Below are 16,410 nucleotides of genomic sequence, written 5' to 3'. Positions count from 1 at the left end.
GCGGCCTCCTCGGTAAGGGGTCAGACGCGGCCCCATCCTTGCAAACCGGCCCCGCCCCGGGGGACCCGGTTTCGCTAGAGGCCGAGCCCGCGCCCGATGATCTCCTTCATGATCTCGGTGGTGCCGCCGTAGATGGTCTGCACCCGCCCGTCCAGCCAGGCCTTCGCCACCGGGTACTCCAGCATGAACCCGTAGCCGCCGTGCAGCTGCACGCAGCGGTCGGCGACCTTGTTCTGCAGCTCGGTGGTCCACCACTTGGCCTTCGCGGCGTCGGTGACCGAGAGCCGGCCGGCATTGAACTCGGCCACGCAGTGGTTGACGAAGGTGCGCGCGATGGTGACCTCGGTGTCCAGCTCCGCCAGCAGGAACCGGTTGTGCTGGAACCTGCCGATCGGCCGGCCGAACGCCTCCCGCGAGCGGGCGTAGTCGAGGGTCACCGCGAGCAGCTTCTCCGCCGCCGCCACCGCCGCGACGGCGATGCTGAGCCGCTCCCGGGGCAGGTTGGCCATCAGGTGGTAGAAGCCGTGGTTCTCGGTGCCGATCAGGTTCTCCGCCGGCACCCGGCAGTCGTCGAAGAAGAGCTCGGCGGTGTCGTTGGCCTTCAGGCCCACCTTCGCCAGCCGCCGGCCCCGGGTGAAGCCGGGGGTACCGGTCTCCACCGCGACCAGGCTGACCCCGTGCGCGCCCTGGTCCGGCGCGGTACGCACCACCACGATCACCAGGTCGGCCATCTCGCCGTTGGTGATGAACGTCTTCTGCCCGTTGAGCACCCACCCGTCGCCGTCGCGGACCGCGCTGGTGCGGATCCCCGCCAGGTCGCTGCCCGCGCCCGGCTCGCTCATCGCGATCGCGGTGACCAGGTCGCCGGAGCAGAACCCGGGCAGCCAGCGCTTGCGCTGCTCGTCGGTGGTCAGCTCGGTCAGGTACGGCGCCACCACGTCGTTGTGCAGGCCGAAGCCGAGCCCCGAGCAGCCCGACGCGACGATCTCCTCGTCCAGGACCGCGTTGAACCGGAAGTCGCGCTGCCCGCCGCCGCCGTGGTCGGTGTCGACGTCCATGCCGAGCAGTCCGGCCGCGCCGGCCTTGCGCCACACCTCGCGGTCGACGATGCCGTCGGCCTCCCACCGGGGGTGGTGCGGCACCGCCTCGCGGGCCAGGAACTCCCGGCACAGGTCGCGGAACTCCTCGTGGACCGGTTCGTACAGATGCTGCTCCATGGCGGCCAGTGTGGCACCGCTCACCCGCGCTGCCCAGGGGGCGGTGGCCGGCGTTGCCGGCGGCGTACCCGGGTCAGGGTGCGCGTGGCGAGCACGAGCCCGAAGACGGTGGCGGACCCGGCGCTACCCGGCCAGCGCGCGGGCGCCGACCGTCAGGTCCTGCACCAGCCCCGCGTACGCGGCGTCCTGGTCGTCGGCGCGCAGCACGGCGGACGGGTGGATGGTGGCCAGCAGCTGCGCGGCCGGCGCGTCGGCCACCTTGCCGGCGCTGTCCACCGGGACCCGGGCGAAGTCCTCCGGGCGTTGCGCGGCGGCCGGCCAGGGCAGCAGCTCGCCGCGCTGCCTGGTCACCCGGAACGTCGGGCCGAGCAGGGCCTTGGCGGCGGTGGCGCCGAGCACCACCACCAGGTCCGGACGCAACCGGGAGAACTCCGCGACCAGCCACGGCCGGCAGGCGGTGATGTGTACCCGGTCCGGCGTCTGGTGGATACGCCGCTTCCCGCGCAGCTCGAAGCGGAAGTGCTTGACCGCGTTGGTCAGATAGATGTGCCCGGGATCGAGGCCGGCGTCGTCGACCGCCCGCCGCAACAGCCGGCCGGCCGGACCGACGAAGGGCAGTCCTTTTTGATCTTCCATGTCGCCGGGCTGCTCGCCGACCAGGACCACCCGGGCGCTCTCGTCACCCCGGCCGAAGACCGTCTGCGACGCGTCGCGGTAGAGCTCGCAGCCCCGGCAACCGGCGGCCGCGGCGCGCAGCGCGTCGAGGGTGTCGGCCTGCGGCGGGATGAACTGCTGCGCACCGGGCGCGGCGTCGGTCTCGGCCATGGCGAACTTTATATCCCGGATTCGCCGGCGACGCCGGGTGTGGCGCGGCCGCGCCGGCGCGCGTCAGTAACCCCCGCCACCGTCGCCACCGCCGCCCATGGCCATCGCGATCACGATCACGATCAGGATCACCGCGATCGCGATGGCGATCCAGAGCCCCGTCCTCGACCTGGGTGCAGCCATGACCGGTCACCTCCCGGCCGCGCGCTTACCCTCCGGAATGTCGACCATGCGCGTCGAGGACCAGCCAGGTCAGGCGGTGAACCGGCCCGGCCGGGCCGGCCGGAGCGCCCGGGCGACCGCGTCGGCGACCGGCACCAGGTCGGCGTCGTCGAGCGCGCTGACGGTGATCCTGATCCCGGGCTCGGCACCGATCCGGTAGAGCGCGCCGGGCGCCACCGACCACCCGGCGTCGCGCAGCGCGGTGACCACACTGGTCTCGTCCGGCACCGGCAGCCAGATGTTGATGCCGCTGCGACCGCGCCCGGCCAGGCCCCGGGCGGCGAGCGCCGCCAGCAGCCCGGTGCGCCGCCGCTCGTACTCCTCGCCGGAGCGGCGGACCAGCTCCGCGGTGGCCGGGTCGCGCCAGAGCGACAGCACCAGCCGTTGCAGCACGGTGGAGACCCAGCCGGCGCCGACCCGGGCGCGGCCGGCGACCCGGGACACGGTGGCCTCGTCGCCGGCCAGCACCGCCAGCCGCAGGTCGGGCCCGAACGGCTTGCTCACCGACCGGACGAAGGCCCACGCCGGGGTGGCACCGGCGAGCGGGTGCAGCGGCACCCGGGCCAGCTCGGCGGCATGGTCGTCCTCGATCAGCAGCAGGTCCGGGCGGCCGGCGAGCAGCGCCCGCAGGGCCCCGGCCCGCTCGGCGGAGACCGCGGCGCCGGTCGGGTTCTGCGCGCGGCTGGTCACCACCAGCGCCCGGGCGCCGAGGGCCACGGCGTCGCGGACGCCGGCCTCGGTGGGCCCGTCGTCGTCCACCGGTACGCCGATCGGCCGCAGCCCGAGCGCGGCGACCAGGTCGAGCAGGTTGGCCCAGCCCGGGTCCTCCACCGCCACCGCGTCACCGGGTCGCAGGTGCGCGGCGAGCAGCCGCTCGATGCCGTCCAGCGCGCCCCCGGTCACGGTGATCTCCTCGGCCGGCACGCCGTCGGCGGCCAGCCGGTCCCGGGCCGCCTCGGCGAACGCCGGGAGCAGGGCGGTCGAGGCGTACCCGACGGGTGGGCCGATCTCGGCGGCCAGCGCGGCCAGGTGCGGGCCGAGCGGGGGCAGCAGCCGAGGGTCGGGGTACCCCTGGGAGAGGTCGCGGGTGCCGGGGGCGGGCGGCGGGTGCAGCGCGGCACGCCGCCCGGCGACCGGGGGCCGGGGGCGCACCCGGGTGCCGTGCCGGCCGGCGGTCACAACCAGACCCCGCTGGCGCAGCTCCTGGTAGGCCCGGGCGACGGTGGCCGGGCTGACCCCCAGCTCGGTGGCGAGCGCCCGGACGGCGGGCAGCGGACTGCCCGGGGCCAGCGCGTCGGCCCGGATGCCGGTTTCCACGCTCGCTGAAATGGCGGCCGACGTGCTGCCACTGATCTGATAACGTACTGCCACAGTTCGGAGATTGTACTAGAACAAAGGTGGGATGTCGCATGTACGCCCCGACCCCGCGCACCACGGCCAGCCGCTCCCGCGACCGGATGAGCTACGACCCGGCCGCCGTGCACGCGGTGCTCGACGAGGCGTACCACTGCGTGCTCGGGTTCGCCGTCGACGGCGAGCCCCGACTGCTGCCCACCCTGCACGTGCGCATCGGCGACACCCTCTACCTGCACGGCTCCACCGGCAGCCGGCCGCTGCTCGCCGCCCGCGGCGACGCCGGGCTGCGGATCTGCGTCACGGTCACCCTGCTCGACGGGCTGGTCTACGCCCGCTCACAGTTCCACCACAGCGCCAACTACCGGTCGGTGGTCGCGCACGGCACCGCCCACCTGGTCACCGACGACGCCGAGAAGTCACGGATGCTGACCGCCCTGGTGGAGAAGGTCGCCGCCGGTCGCAGCGCGGACAGCCGCCCGCCGAGCCGCCGGGAGCTGGCCGAGACGGCCGTGCTGGCGCTGCCGCTGCGCGAGGTGTCCCTGCGGTCCCGCACCGGTGGGGTCCGCGACGACCCCGCCGACCTCGACCTGCCGTACTGGGCCGGGGTGGTGCCGCTGCGGCTGACCGCCGGGCTGCCGGAACCGGACGCGGGCGTCACCGCGCCGGTGCCGGCGGGACTGCGAACCGTCGGATCGCCGTGGCGGGAGGCGGCGACCCTGCGGGGCGAGCACGTGCTGCTGGAGCCGCTGGACCTGGCCCACGCCGACGAGCTCTTCACCGCCACCGCCGAACCGGAGGTCTGGGCGCACCTGACCCACCCGCTGCCCACCGACGCGGCCACCATGAGGGAGATCGTCGCGGGCGCGCTGGCGGCCGGGCACCGGGGCGAACGGGTGCCCTGGGTGCAGCGCTGCGCGCGGACGGGCGCGGTGGTCGGCACCACCTCGTACTACGACATCGACCCCGAGCGGCGGGCGGTCGCCATCGGCCACACCTGGCTCGGCCGGCCGTGGTGGCGCAGCGGGATCAACACCGAGGCCAAGCTGCTGCTGCTCAGCCGCGCCTTCGACGAACTCGGCGCGGTCCGGGTGGCGTGGCACACCGACATCCGCAACACCCGCTCGCAGGCGGCGATCGAGCGCTTGGGCGCCACCCGGGAGGGCGTGCTGCGGATGCACCGGCAGCGCCCGGACGGCTCCTGGCGGGACACCGTGCAGTACGCGATGACCGTCGACGAGTGGCCGAACGCACAGGCCAGGCTCCGGGAAAGGCTTCGCCGTACGGCACCCGTGGCGTGATGATGGCGGGCGTGCTGGGCATCACCGACATCTGGACGTACGTGCTGGGGACCGTGGCGATCATTCTGCTGCCGGGGCCGAACTCACTCTTCGTGCTCTCCACCGCCGCCAAGCGGGGCGTGGGGGCCGGCTACCGGGCGGCGGGCGGGGTGTTCGTCGGCGACGGCGTGCTGATGTTCCTCTCCGCCGCCGGGGTGGCGTCGCTGCTCAAGGCGTACCCACCGCTCTTCCTGGTGATCAAGTACGCGGGTGCGGCGTACCTCGGGTATGTCGGGCTGACGATGCTGCGTGGGGCCTGGCGGCGCTGGCGCGACCGCAACGACCCGGCGGCGCCGCGGCTGATCGACGCCGCGGAGCCGGCGGCGATGCGCAGCCCGTTCCGCAAGGCGTTGGTGATCAGCCTGCTCAACCCGAAGGCGATCCTCTTCTTCATCTCGTTCTTCATCCAGTTCGTCGACCCCGGGTACGCCTGGCCAGCGCTGTCGTTCCTGCTGCTCGGACTGATCGCCCAGGTCACCAGCGCGCTCTACCTGACCGCGTTGATCTTCATGGGCACCTTCCTGGCCGCGCAGTTCCGGCGCCGCCGGCGGCTGGCCGCGAGCGCGACCACCGGCGTCGCGGTGCTCTTCCTCGGCTTCAGCCTCAAGCTCGCCACCGCCTCGGTCTGACACCGGCCGGGCGGCGACGCCCCGGGTGCCGTCGCCCCCGCCGGGGTCTGGCGATCAACCGCCCCCACCTCGGTCGGGCGCCGGCGCAGGGCGATCAGGTGCCGTCGCCGCCACCGCCGCCGATGCCCCCGCCCCCGGCGGTGCCGCCGAGGCCGTAGCCGGGCGCGACCGGTTCGTCGGGATGGCGACTGACGTGGGCGGACTCGGTGATCTTGGCGGACCAGTCGGCGTGCGAGGCGGCCGCCGCGTGCCGGTTGATCGCCGCGCGCAGCCAGCCGTCCACGACGGCGACCCAGTCCCGCTCGTCGGCACCGGTGTGCCAGATCCGGAAGCGGCTGATGCTCTGGTGGCTGATCCCGGTCAGCGACAGTCGGCGGTCCAGCCAGAGGACGACCTCCAGGCCGGCCGAGTTCGCCACGAAGATCACCTCCAGCTCGGTGATCGGCCCGGCGTAGAGCGGTCCCACCCAGTAGCCGAGTCGCTGGTGCACCGGCAGCGCCTGCTCGACGCCGGGCAGCCGGCCGTGCGACAGGGCGGCCTGCCGGATCAGGAAGCCGAGCGTGTCCAGTGCGGCGAGGATGTGCTGCTGGGTGGGGAGCGGATGGACGAAGACCGGCACCATCGCCCCCTGGTCCAGCTCGGGGTCGACCGACACCTCGGTCCGTAGCCCCGTGCGCATGCTCATCAGGGGCACCCCGCCGAAGATCGTCACCGGGGTCTCCCAGGGCAGCGGCAGGGCGAAGTCGATCGCCCGGCGTCGCCCCGCCGGCACCACGAACCGGCCGCCGATGGGCACCTGGTGGTACTGCACCAGTCGGCGTGGACTGCGCGGATCGTCCGATTCCGCGGTGGCGACCAGGCCCAGCCGTACGTGCCGGATCGGCACGTCGTCCGGCCCGGCGGCGAGCGTCACCCGCCCCGGCAGCCGCAACCCCGGCCGGGTGCTCGGATTGGTCAGCGTGGTGCTCACCGAGAGCCCGGTCCACCCGGACTCCCGCGCCACCCCGGTCAGCCGCACGCCCGCGCTCCCCTCCCCCCTGGCCTCACCCGGGGCTTTCCCACCCCCTGTCCCGACACTCCCCGCCCCCGCGGCGGTCCGCCGCGCACTTCCGAGAACCCGCCGCGCACTTCCCGAGCGCCCCGAGCGGCAGTCCGCCGCGCACTTTCGGGGAAAGAGTGGCTATTTCCCGCCCGATGGCCACCCTTTCTCCGAAAGTGCTCGGATCTTGGCGGCGGCGGGTGGGAACGGGGGCGGCGGGTGGAACGAGGCCGGCCGCCGGGTCACGGGGAGCCGGCGGCCGGGCGGGAGGTGGGTGGGGTGGGGTGTCAGCGTAGGCGTCGGCCGCGCGGGACCGGGTCGGTCTCGTCGTCGAACTCGCCGATGACCTCTTCCAGCAGGTCTTCGAGGGCCACGAAGCCGATCGGTCGGGTCGGGCCGCCACCGTTGCGGACCAGCGCGAGCTGGGCCTGGTCGGCGCGCATCGCGGCCACCGCCTCGGTGACCGAGGAGGTCGCCGGCAGGGTGAACGCCCGGGTCATCAGCTCGCCCGCCGTCGCCGGCCGGCCGGTGGTGACCGCCCGCACCGCCTCCCGCACGTGTACCAGGCCGCAGACCTCGCCGCCCGGGTCCAGCACGGCGAGCCGGGACCGGCCGCTGTCCCGGCTGACCTGCTCGATCCGGTCCGCGGTGTCGTCGCGGCGGACCGTGACGATCTCGTCGAAGGGCTCCATCACGTCGCGGACGGTGGTGCCCTGCAATTCCAGCATGCTGGTCAGCAGGTGGTGCTGCTCGGCGCCGAGCAGCCCGTGTTCGCGGGACTGCTCCAGCAGGATGCGCAGCTCGTCCGGGCCGTGCACCTGGGCGAGCTGGTCCTGCTGCTGCACCTTGAACAGCCGCAGCACCACGTTGGCCAGCGCATTGAGCGCCGAGAGCACCGGCCGGGCCACCCGGGCGAAGGCCCGGAACGGCAGCGCCAGCAGCAACGCCGACCGCTCGGCATCGGTGATCGCCCACGACTTCGGGGCCATCTCCCCGACCACCAGGTGCAGGAAGGTCACCAGCGCCAGTGCGAAGACCAGCGCGACGGCGTGGCTGGCCGCGTCGGGCAGCCCCACCGTGTGCAGCAGCGGGCTGAGCAGGTGTTCGATCGCCGGCTCAGCCAGCGCGCCGAGCCCCAGGGTGCACAGCGTGATGCCGAGCTGCGCCCCGGCCAGCATCAGCGACAGCTCGCGGACGCCGTCCAGGGCCGCCCGGGCCGCCCGACCGCCACCGGCGGCCGCCTGTTCCAGGCGGTAGCGCTTGCTCGCCACCAGGGCGAACTCGGCGGCCACGAAGAAGCCGTTGAGCACCAGCAACAGCGCCGAGACCAGCAGTGCGACGCCGGGGCTCATGCCGCCACCTCCCCGTCGGGGGCCTCGCCGGCCATCCGCAGCCGCACCGAGTCGGCCACGTGCCGGTCCACCACGAGCACCTCGACCAGGGCGCGCTCGCGTGGCTCCTCGCCGTCGGCGGGCAGGCTGATCTCCAGCCGGTCACCCACCTCGGGCACCCGGCCCAGCTCCCGCATGACCAGCCCGGAGAGGGTGTCGTACTCGGGGGCCTCGGGCAGTGCGATGCCGGTGCTGTCGGCGACCTCGTCGATCCGCCAGCGGGCCGGCACCACCCAGGAGCCGTCCGCCTGCCGGGCGGGGGCGCGCTCCGGCGGGTCGTCCTCGTCGCGGATCGGGCCGACCAGTTCCTCGGCGATGTCCTCCAGCGAGATCACACCGGCGAAGCCGCCGTACTCGTCGACCACGCAGGCCAGCTGCCGGTGCCCGGACCGCAGCCGGTCCAGCACCGTCGGCAGCGGCAGCGTCTCGGGCACCAGCAACGGGGGTACGGCCACCGCGCTGACCGGGGTGGTCGCGCGCCGCGCCGGGGGTACGCCGAGCACGTCGGCGATACCGACCACGCCGACCAGGTCGTCCACGCCCTCGGCGCCGCGAACCGGGAAGCGGGAGTGGCCGGTGTCGAGCAGCTCGACGACCCGACTGACCGGCTCGTGCGCCCGTACGGTGTGCACGTCGACCCGGGGCACCATGGCCTCCCCGGCGGTCAGCTCCCGGAAGTCGAGGCCCCGGTCGAGCAGGTCGGACATCTCGGCGTCGAGGTGCCCCTCCTCCCGGGACTCGGCGATGATCTGCTCCAGGTCCTCCGGGGTGGCGCCGCTGGGCAGCTCCTCGATCGGCTCGATGCCGACCCGGCGCAGCAGCCGTACCGCCGCCCGGTCGAAGAGCGTGATCAGCGGGCCGGCGACCTTCAGGTACATCAGGGTGGAGCGGCTCAGCGCCCGGGCCAGCGGCTCGGCGCGGGCGATGGCCAGGTTCTTCGGAGCGAGTTCACCGAGGACCATCTGCACCACGGTGGCGATGAGCAGGGCCAGCACCACCGACAGCGGGAGGCTGACCGCGGTGGAGACACCGGCGCCGCCGAGCAGTTCGGCCAGCCCGGCACCCAGGTACGGTTCGGCGACGTAACCGACCAGCAGGGCGGTCACGGTGATGCCGAGCTGGGCGCCGGAGAGCATGAACGAGAGCCGGCCGGTGACCTCCAGGGCCCGGGCGGCCGCCTGGTCGCCCTCCTCGGCCTGTTGCTTGAGCCGGCCGCGGTCCACCGCGACGTAGCCGAACTCCTGGGCCACGAAGTAGCCGGTGGCGGCGGTGAGAACGATGATGAGTACGAGACCGACGACGATCAACACGGGTCGCTCAGGGCTCCCGGGGACGTCGGGGTGATGGGATGCCGGGCACGACCCGGCTGGCTACTGCTGCCCTCCTGGGCAGAGGAGTCGATCATGCCGTAATTCTATCGGCGGTCGCTGAAAGCCCGCTGAAGGTGGGGACAAAGCCGCCGCTCATCCCCTATTTCCGGTGCTCGGCGAGTTCGTCCCGGTCCAGCAGGGTCCGGTCCACCCGCCCCGACCGGTACGCGGCCCGCCCGATCATCTGCGCGGTCACCGGCGCGGTGGCCAGTTGGAAGACGGCGACCAGCGCGATCATGCCGAGGTCGGCGGGGCTGCGCAGCCGCAACGCCAGCCCGAGCAGCAGGAGCAGCGCCCCGAGCACCTGCGGCTTGGTGGCGGCGTGCATCCGGTCCAGCACGTCCGGGAAGCGCAGCACCCCGATCCCGGCGGCGAGGCTGAGCAGCGCCCCCGCCACCAGGGCGACCCCTCCCAACCAGTCGGCGACCGTACCCGCGCTCACCGCGCCACCTCTTCGTTCGCGACTGCAGGGCTCCGCTGCGCTGCACTCCTCGCGCTCACCGCGCCACCTCTCCGTTCGCGGCGCCGCCGCGCGCCGGCCCGGCCGGGACGGCGGGCAGCCGGGCCGGGGCCCGGCGCGTCACGCCTCCTCCCGGACGGCGAAGCGGACCAGGGCCACCGAGCCGACGAACCCGAGCAGCGAGAGCACCACCAGCACCGGCAGCGTGGTGGCGTGCCGGTTGACCGCGGCCTCCGCCCCGACCGCGCCGAGCATGATCGCGAGCAGCAGGTCGGCGGCGATCACCCGGTCCAGCAGTGACGGCCCCCGGTAGATCCGGGCCAGCGCCAGCAGCGCGGTGACCGAGAGCAGCACGGTCAGGACGACGGTGAGGACGACGGTCATGGGGACCTCCGGTCGACGGGATCGGTGGCGAGCAGGCGCACCTCGGCGTCGGAGCCGATCGCCCGGACGACGCGTGCCTCGACGGCGAGGACCCGGTCCCGGCTGTCGGAGAGGTCCTCCGGACGACGGACGTCCAGGATGTGCACGTAGAGGACGCCCGCGTCCCGGTCGATCTCGAGGATCAGGGTGCCGGGGACCAGCGAGAGCAGCTCGGCGGTGAGCGCCAGGTTGAGGTCGGAGCCCACCCGCAGGCGTACTCCGATGATCGCCCCGCGCGGCCGGTAGCCGGGGCGGACGGCGATCGCGGCGACGTGCACGCTGGCGTCGACCAGCTCGGCGACGAACGTCGCCAGCAGCACCAGCAGCGCCCGGGGCCGCAGCCGGCCGCCGAAGGAGACCGACGGCAGCGGGAAGAACAGCAGCACCGCGACGCCGACCAGCGCCCCGCCGAGCAGGTTGCCCCAGGAGATCTCGCCCCAGAGCAGGTTCCAGACCGCGATCAGCCAGCCCAGGGCGATCGCCTGGTCGCGGCGGCGGCCGGCGCGTCTCGTGGGCGGTGACCCGGCGGCGTCCGGGGCGGTCACGGGGCACCGCCGGGCAGCACGGCCCGCACGTACGGGGTGCGCAGCCGCAGATCGGCCGCGGCGTCGGCGGTGACCCGGAACAGCGGGCCGGCGGCGAGGGTGAACGTCAGGCCCAGCACCACCAGGGCGGCGGTGGCGCCCACCATCAGCCGCGGCAGCCGGACCACCGGTTCGTCGGTGGCCAGCCGGGGCGCCCGCCAGAACGCGATGTTCCACACCCGGGAGGCGGTGTAGAGGGTGAGCAGGCTGGTCGCCGTGCCGGCGGCGACCAGCACCCAGGGCAGCGGCCCGCCGACCGACACGCCGGCCTGGAGCAGGCCGACCTTGCCGAGGAAGCCGGAGAAGGGCGGGATGCCGGCGAGGTTCATCGCCGGGACGAAGAAGAGCACCGCCAGCAGCGGGGCGATCCGGGCCAGGCCGCCGAGCCGGCGCAGGTCGGTGCTGCCGGCGCGCTCCTCGACCAGCCCGGCGACGAGGAAGAGCGTGGTCTGGATGGTGATGTGGTGCACCACGTAGAAGATCGCGCCGGAGAGCGCGGCGGCGGTGCTCAGCGCCACCCCGTAGATCATGTAGCCGATGTGGCTGACCAGCGTGAACGAGAAGAGCCGCTTCATGTCCGACTGCGCCACCGCGCCGAGCACGCCGACCACCATGGTCAGCCCGGCCACCACCATGAGCAGGCCGGAGACCTGCCCGCCGGGGAAGAGCAGCGTCTCGGTCCGGATGATCGCGTAGACGCCGACCTTGGTGAGCAGGCCGGCGAAGACCGCGGTCACCGGGGCCGGCGCGGTCGGGTAGCTGTCCGGCAGCCAGGCGGAGACCGGGAAGACCGCCGCCTTGATGCCGAAGGCGAGCAGCAGCATCAGCTGCAACCCCAGCCGTACGCCGTCCGGCAGCGCGTCGAGGCGGGTGGCGAGCTGGGCCAGGTTGAGGGTGCCGGTGGCGGCGTACACCAGCCCGACCGCGACCAGGAAGATCATCGAGGAGAGGATGCCGACCACGACGTACGTCGAGCCGGTGCGGATCCGGGCCTCGGTGCCGCCCAGGGTGATCAGCACGAAGCTGGCCGCCAGCAGCATCTCGAAGCCGACGAAGAGGTTGAACAGGTCCCCGGCGAGGAAGGCGTTGGTGATGCCGGCGGTCAGCACCAGGTAGGTCGGGTGGTAGATGCTCACCGGCGCGGATTCGCTGGTCTCGCTCCGGCCCTGGCCGATGGAGTAGATCAGCACGCAGAGGGTGACCGCCGAGGAGACCACCAGCATCAGCGCGGACAACTGGTCGGCGACCAGCACGATCCCCACCGGCGCCCGCCACCCGCCCACCTGCGTCACCACCGGCCCGTGCCGGTACGCCTGCACCAGCAGCGCCACCGCGACGACCAGGTTGCCGGTGAGCGCGACCACGCTGACCGTGCGTTGCACCCGGGGCAGGTTGGCCAGGATCAGGGTCAGCGCGGCGCCGAGCAGCGGCACCACCACCGGCAGCGGCACGAGCCGGTTCACTGCCGCCCACCCCGTCGGCGCAGCCGGCGTCGGGCGGGCTCCGGGTCCACCTGCTCCGGGTCGTCGTCGGGCCCCTCCCCGCCGAGGTCGGCGTCGAGCGCCTCGTTGCGCTCGGCGAGCTGCACGATCTGGCGGTCCTCCAGGTCGTCCTGCACCTCGTCGTCGCCGCCGAGATACCAGCTGCGGTAGGCGACCGCCGCGAGGAACGCGGTCAGCCCGAAGGTGATCACGATGGCGGTGAGCACCATGGCCTGGACCAGCGGGTCGCTGAACTCCGCCACCTCGGCGGTGCCGACCACCGGCGCCGCGCCGGACCGGCCGCCGAGCAGGATGAGCAGGTTCACCCCGTTGCCGAGCAGGATGACGCCGAGCAGGATCCGGGTCAGGCTGCGCTCCAGCAGCAGGGTCACCCCGGTGGCGGCGAGCACGCCGACGGCGAGCACCAGCACCAGGGTCGGCCCCGCGCCGCCCTGCCTCACCCCGACTCCCCCTCCCGCTCGACGACGAGCCCCCGCTCGGACCTGCCGGCCGCCTCGATGTGCCGGTCCACCTCGGCGCCGAGGCTGCGCAGGATGTCCAGCACCAGCCCGACCACGACCAGGTAGACACCGACGTCGAAGAAGAGCGAGGTGACCAGGTACGGCTCGCCCAGCCAGGGCAGCGGCAGGTTCACCTTGGTGCTCTCCAGGACGTCTCCCGTGGTCAGCAGGGACACCACGCCGCCACCGACGGAGATCGCCAGCCCGGCGCCGAGCACCGTGCCCGCGCCGACCGGGGCGCCCTCGGCCAGCTCGTACCGGCCGCCGGCGAGGTAGCGCAGGGTCAGCGCGAGGCTCGTCACCAGTCCGCCGGCGAAGCCGCCGCCGGGGGCGTTGTGGCCGGAGAAGAGCAGGAAGAACGAGAAGAGCACCATGGTGTGGAAGATCAGCCGGGTGACCACCTCGAAGACGATCGAGCGACGCCGCTCGTGCAGGGTGGGGCCACCGCTGAGCCAGACCGGCCCGGTGTCCCGCCGGGGCGCCCGCGTCGGTTCGCCCCGCCGTGGTCGGGGGCCGGTGCGGGACCGCTCGAAGATCAGGCTGGCCACCCCGGTCGCGGCCACCACCAGCACCGCGAGCTCGCCCATGGTGTCCCAGGCCCGGATGTCCACCAGGGTCACGTTGACCACGTTGCGGCCGTACCCCTCGACCACGGCGAGGTCGGGGAAGGCCAGCGAGATCGGCGCGGCGGTCCGGGCGCCGGCGGCGGCCAGGGCGAGGCCGGCGAGGACCACCCCGACGCCGACGCCGACCAGCCGCCGGGCCCACCGGCTGCGGCGCAGCGGTCGGGCGGAGAAGCGTTCCGGCAACCGGCGCAGCACCAGCACGAAGACGGCGATGGTCGCCGTCTCCACCAGGAACTGGGTCAGTGCCAGGTCGGGTGCGCCGTACAGCACGAAGAGCATCGCGGTGCCGTAGCCGGTCACCCCCACCAGCAGCATCGCGGTCAGCCGCCGCCGGGCGCGGACCGCCAGCAGCGCCGCGACCGCGACGACGAGGGTGACCACCAGCTGCAACGGGCTGTCCCAGAGCGCGATCCGCTCGCGCCAGGGGCGGGCGGCCAGCAGCGTCGCGCCGGGCACCAGCACCAGGGCGAGCAGCATCGCGCCCAGGTACTGCGGCAGCGAACCGCGCTGGGTGGCGCCGGTGACCTCGATGGCGAGCCGGTCGAAGCGGTGGGTGACCCACTCGTACCCCTGGTTGCCGCCGACCGGCGCGCGCAGCCGGGCCAGGGCGGGCGCGAGCGGGCCGCGCACCGCGTGCAGCACGTAGCCGCCGGCCAGCGCCACCGCCGACAGGCCGAGCGCGGGGGTCAGGCCGTGCCAGAGCGCCAGGTGCTCGTGCGGTGCGCCGAACAGCTCCGCGTACGGGCGCAGCGGCCCCTCCAGCCCGGCCACGGCGGGACCGGCGACGAGCCCGCCCACGGCGAGCAGGGCCGGTGGCAGCAGCATCGGTACGGGCACCGGGTCGGGCTCGGTCGGCTCGACGTCCGGCCGGGTGGCGAAGGCGCCCCAGAGGAACCGGATGCTGTACGCGACGGTGAGGGTGGTGCCGACGACCAGGCCGGCGAGGACGACCGGCCGCTCGGCCAGCGCGGCGAAGACCGCCTCCTTGCCGACGAAGCCGATCAGCGGCGGCACCCCGGCCATCGAGGCGGCGGCGAGCGCGGCCACCGCGGCGAGCACCGGCGCCCGTCGCCCCAGCCCGGACAGCTCCCGCAGGTCACGGGTGCCGACCTCGTGGTCGATGATGCCGACGACGAGGAACAGCGCCGCCTTGAACAGGGCGTGCGCCAGCAGCATCACCACCCCGGCGAGCGCGGCGTCCGGGCTGCCGGCGCCGAGCACCACCGCCAGCAGCCCGAGCTGGCTGACCGTGCCGTACGCCAGCAGCAGTTTCAGGTCGCACTGCCGCAGGGCCGCCCAGCCGCCGGCGATCATCGTGACCAGGCCGAGGGTGAGCACCACCGGTCGCCACGGCCCGACGTCGGCCAGCACCGGGGCGAGCATTCCGATCAGGTAGATCCCCGCCTTGACCATGGCCGCCGCGTGCAGGTACGCGCTGACCGGCGTGGGCGCGGCCATCGCCACCGGCAGCCAGGAGTTGAACGGCACGATCGCCGACTTGGCGAGCGCGCCGGTCAGGATCAGCAGTACCGCGACGACCAGCGCGGCGCCGCCGGGCAACGGCGCGCCGGCGATCTCCGACCAGCGGTAGCTGCCCGCGTGCTCGCCGAGGATCAGGAAGCCGACCAGCATGGTCAGGCCGCCCAGGGTGGTGACGGTCAGCGCCTGGGCCGCCGCCCAGCGGCTGGCCCGCCGCTCGGTGCTGTGGCCGATCAGCAGGTAGGAGAAGACCGTGGTCAGCTCCCAGAAGACGTACAGCAGCAGCAGGTCGTCGGCGAGGACCAGGCCGAGCATCGCGCCGGCGAAGGCGACCAGGACCGCGACGAACCGGACCAGGCCGGCGGAGTCGGAGGCGAAGTACCGGCCGCAGTAGACCAGCACCAGCGCGCCGACGCCGCCGACCAGCAGGGTCATCAGCCAGGACAGCGTGGTCAGCCGCAGCGCCACGTCGAGGTCGAGCTGGTCGATCCAGTGGTACGTCTCGACGACCGCGCCGCCGTCGCGGACCGTCGGCGTACGGGTCAGCGCCCAGCCGAACGCGGCGGCCGGCGCCAACGCGAGCGGGTAGCAGGCGCGCGGACCCCACCGCCGGACCAGCAGCGGCGCGGCGAGGGCCGCCGCCAGGTGGAGGAGCAGCAGTACGAGCACGCGTCCTCCCCCGGTCGAGCTGGCGGCGCGCGCCGGGAGGAATGTCCCGGTCTGCACCGATCAGACGTCAGATCGCCGGTCGATGGAGCGTTTTGCCGAAATCGCCCGCCGTCGCCGTGCTCCAGGGCGAAGGTGGCAGCTACCCCCTGGTGCTGCTGTGGAGCGGATGTCGTGAACGACTCAGCCGCACGGCTGACCCGCCCGGCTGGTCAGCGCAGCGCGACGTCGCCGGCCGGCACGGCGGCCTCTCGGGACGGCCGCTCCCGCCGGGTCTCCACCAGCAGGTCGGGGCGGCCGAGCTGGACGACGACCTTGTTGACCACGCGCTGGGCGGCGGCGAGGGACCGGACCGAGAGCAGGTTGCCCCGGCTCTCCCGGCGCAGCACGAAGTAGTGCACGGCGGCTCGCACCTGACCCCGGTCGGCGGCGCTCGCCTGGGCGGTGGAGACGACCAGCTCGCGCAGCGAACGGGCGAGCCGCTCGGCGAGCTCCAGCTCCGGGCCGCGCAGACTGCCCCGGACGGCGGCGAGGTGACTGTCGACCTTGCGGATGAGCACGTCGGTGGCGGGCGCGAAGCCGGGCTCCTCGACGGTCATCCGATCCCCTCCACCCGACGCTGCGTTGCGAGTGAAGTTACTTTATGTTGCGCGTCACAAGCAAGCAGTTAGTTAAGACTTAACACGTCAAGCCGCTCATCCGACCCGTAAGCAGTCGCAGCCGGACAGACCGCGTCCGCGCCCGGCCGGATGTCACACCGACCGGGCAGGATGGAAGGCGTGAC

At 73.9% G+C, this 16,410-nt stretch carries 15 protein-coding genes; 2 read left to right on the top strand and 13 right to left on the bottom strand.

What is annotated here, in order from left to right; all coding sequences use genetic code 11:
- Positions 1–74: 74 nt before the first annotated feature.
- The 3 genes from FHX75_RS25035 to FHX75_RS25025 form a co-directional block, all read right to left on the bottom strand.
- Positions 75–1,217, bottom strand: coding sequence for an acyl-CoA dehydrogenase family protein (locus FHX75_RS25035; protein WP_154942813.1), 1,143 nt, complete (start codon positions 1,215–1,217; stop codon positions 75–77).
- A 123-nt stretch (positions 1,218–1,340) separates the two neighbouring features.
- Positions 1,341–2,042, bottom strand: coding sequence for a UdgX family uracil-DNA binding protein (locus FHX75_RS25030; protein ID WP_154942812.1), 702 nt, complete (start codon positions 2,040–2,042; stop codon positions 1,341–1,343).
- Between the two features lie 252 nt (positions 2,043–2,294).
- Positions 2,295–3,635: an aminotransferase class I/II-fold pyridoxal phosphate-dependent enzyme gene (locus FHX75_RS25025; protein WP_154942811.1), complete on the bottom strand. Its 1,341-nt coding sequence runs from the start codon at positions 3,633–3,635 to the stop codon at positions 2,295–2,297.
- A gap of 38 nt (positions 3,636–3,673) precedes the next feature.
- Between FHX75_RS25025 and FHX75_RS25020 the strand changes: the two genes are divergently transcribed.
- Both FHX75_RS25020 and leuE read left to right on the top strand, forming a co-directional pair.
- Entirely contained in the window at positions 3,674–4,918 is a 1,245-nt protein-coding gene (locus FHX75_RS25020; protein WP_154942810.1) for a bifunctional pyridoxamine 5'-phosphate oxidase family protein/GNAT family N-acetyltransferase, read from the top strand.
- Positions 4,918–5,586: a leucine efflux protein LeuE gene (gene leuE / locus FHX75_RS25015; RefSeq protein ID WP_088963369.1), complete on the top strand. Its 669-nt coding sequence runs from the start codon at positions 4,918–4,920 to the stop codon at positions 5,584–5,586. Before FHX75_RS25020 ends, leuE begins: the two co-directional genes overlap by 1 nt.
- A gap of 94 nt (positions 5,587–5,680) precedes the next feature.
- Here the strand turns inward: leuE and FHX75_RS25010 are convergent, their stop codons facing one another.
- The 10 genes from FHX75_RS25010 to FHX75_RS24965 all read right to left on the bottom strand — a co-directional run bounded on the left by FHX75_RS25010 (position 5,681) and on the right by FHX75_RS24965 (position 16,225).
- The gene (locus FHX75_RS25010) at positions 5,681–6,604 is read right to left on the bottom strand and encodes a sporulation protein (RefSeq protein ID WP_154942809.1); all 924 of its coding nucleotides are present in this window, start codon (positions 6,602–6,604) and stop codon (positions 5,681–5,683) included.
- A 308-nt stretch (positions 6,605–6,912) separates the two neighbouring features.
- Positions 6,913–7,977 carry a hemolysin family protein gene (locus FHX75_RS25005; protein WP_154942808.1) on the bottom strand — a complete coding sequence of 355 codons (1,065 nt, stop codon included), beginning with the start codon at positions 7,975–7,977 and terminating at the stop codon, positions 6,913–6,915.
- On the bottom strand, positions 7,974–9,326 hold the full coding sequence (locus FHX75_RS25000; protein WP_154942807.1) for a hemolysin family protein: 1,353 nt from the start codon (positions 9,324–9,326) through the stop codon (positions 7,974–7,976). Before FHX75_RS25000 ends, FHX75_RS25005 begins: the two co-directional genes overlap by 4 nt.
- A 160-nt stretch (positions 9,327–9,486) precedes the next feature.
- On the bottom strand, positions 9,487–9,828 hold the full coding sequence (mnhG, locus tag FHX75_RS24995; RefSeq protein WP_154942806.1) for a monovalent cation/H(+) antiporter subunit G: 342 nt from the start codon (positions 9,826–9,828) through the stop codon (positions 9,487–9,489).
- Positions 9,829–9,966: 138 nt separating this feature from the next.
- Complete coding sequence (locus FHX75_RS24990) at positions 9,967–10,230, bottom strand: MrpF/PhaF family protein (protein WP_154942805.1); 264 nt, start codon at positions 10,228–10,230, stop codon at positions 9,967–9,969.
- Positions 10,227–10,814, bottom strand: coding sequence for a Na+/H+ antiporter subunit E (locus tag FHX75_RS24985; protein WP_154942804.1), 588 nt, complete (start codon positions 10,812–10,814; stop codon positions 10,227–10,229). Before FHX75_RS24985 ends, FHX75_RS24990 begins: the two co-directional genes overlap by 4 nt.
- Entirely contained in the window at positions 10,811–12,316 is a 1,506-nt protein-coding gene (locus tag FHX75_RS24980) for a Na+/H+ antiporter subunit D (protein WP_154942803.1), read from the bottom strand. Before FHX75_RS24980 ends, FHX75_RS24985 begins: the two co-directional genes overlap by 4 nt.
- Entirely contained in the window at positions 12,313–12,795 is a 483-nt protein-coding gene (locus FHX75_RS24975) for a Na(+)/H(+) antiporter subunit C (RefSeq protein ID WP_154942802.1), read from the bottom strand. The genes FHX75_RS24980 and FHX75_RS24975 overlap by 4 nt, the downstream gene beginning before the upstream one ends.
- Positions 12,792–15,629 carry a Na+/H+ antiporter subunit A gene (locus tag FHX75_RS24970; protein ID WP_154942801.1) on the bottom strand — a complete coding sequence of 946 codons (2,838 nt, stop codon included), beginning with the start codon at positions 15,627–15,629 and terminating at the stop codon, positions 12,792–12,794. Before FHX75_RS24970 ends, FHX75_RS24975 begins: the two co-directional genes overlap by 4 nt.
- 209 nt (positions 15,630–15,838) lie before the next feature.
- Complete coding sequence (locus tag FHX75_RS24965; RefSeq protein ID WP_154942800.1) at positions 15,839–16,225, bottom strand: hypothetical protein; 387 nt, start codon at positions 16,223–16,225, stop codon at positions 15,839–15,841.
- Positions 16,226–16,410: the final 185 nt, after the last annotated feature.

Origin of the sequence: Micromonospora palomenae, from assembly GCF_007829925.1 — a bacterium.
In the GTDB taxonomy this organism is placed as follows: domain Bacteria; phylum Actinomycetota; class Actinomycetes; order Mycobacteriales; family Micromonosporaceae; genus Micromonospora; species Micromonospora purpureochromogenes.
The sequence above is the reverse complement of the archived record's forward strand: the minus strand, read 5'-3'. Positions and strand labels throughout refer to the sequence as shown.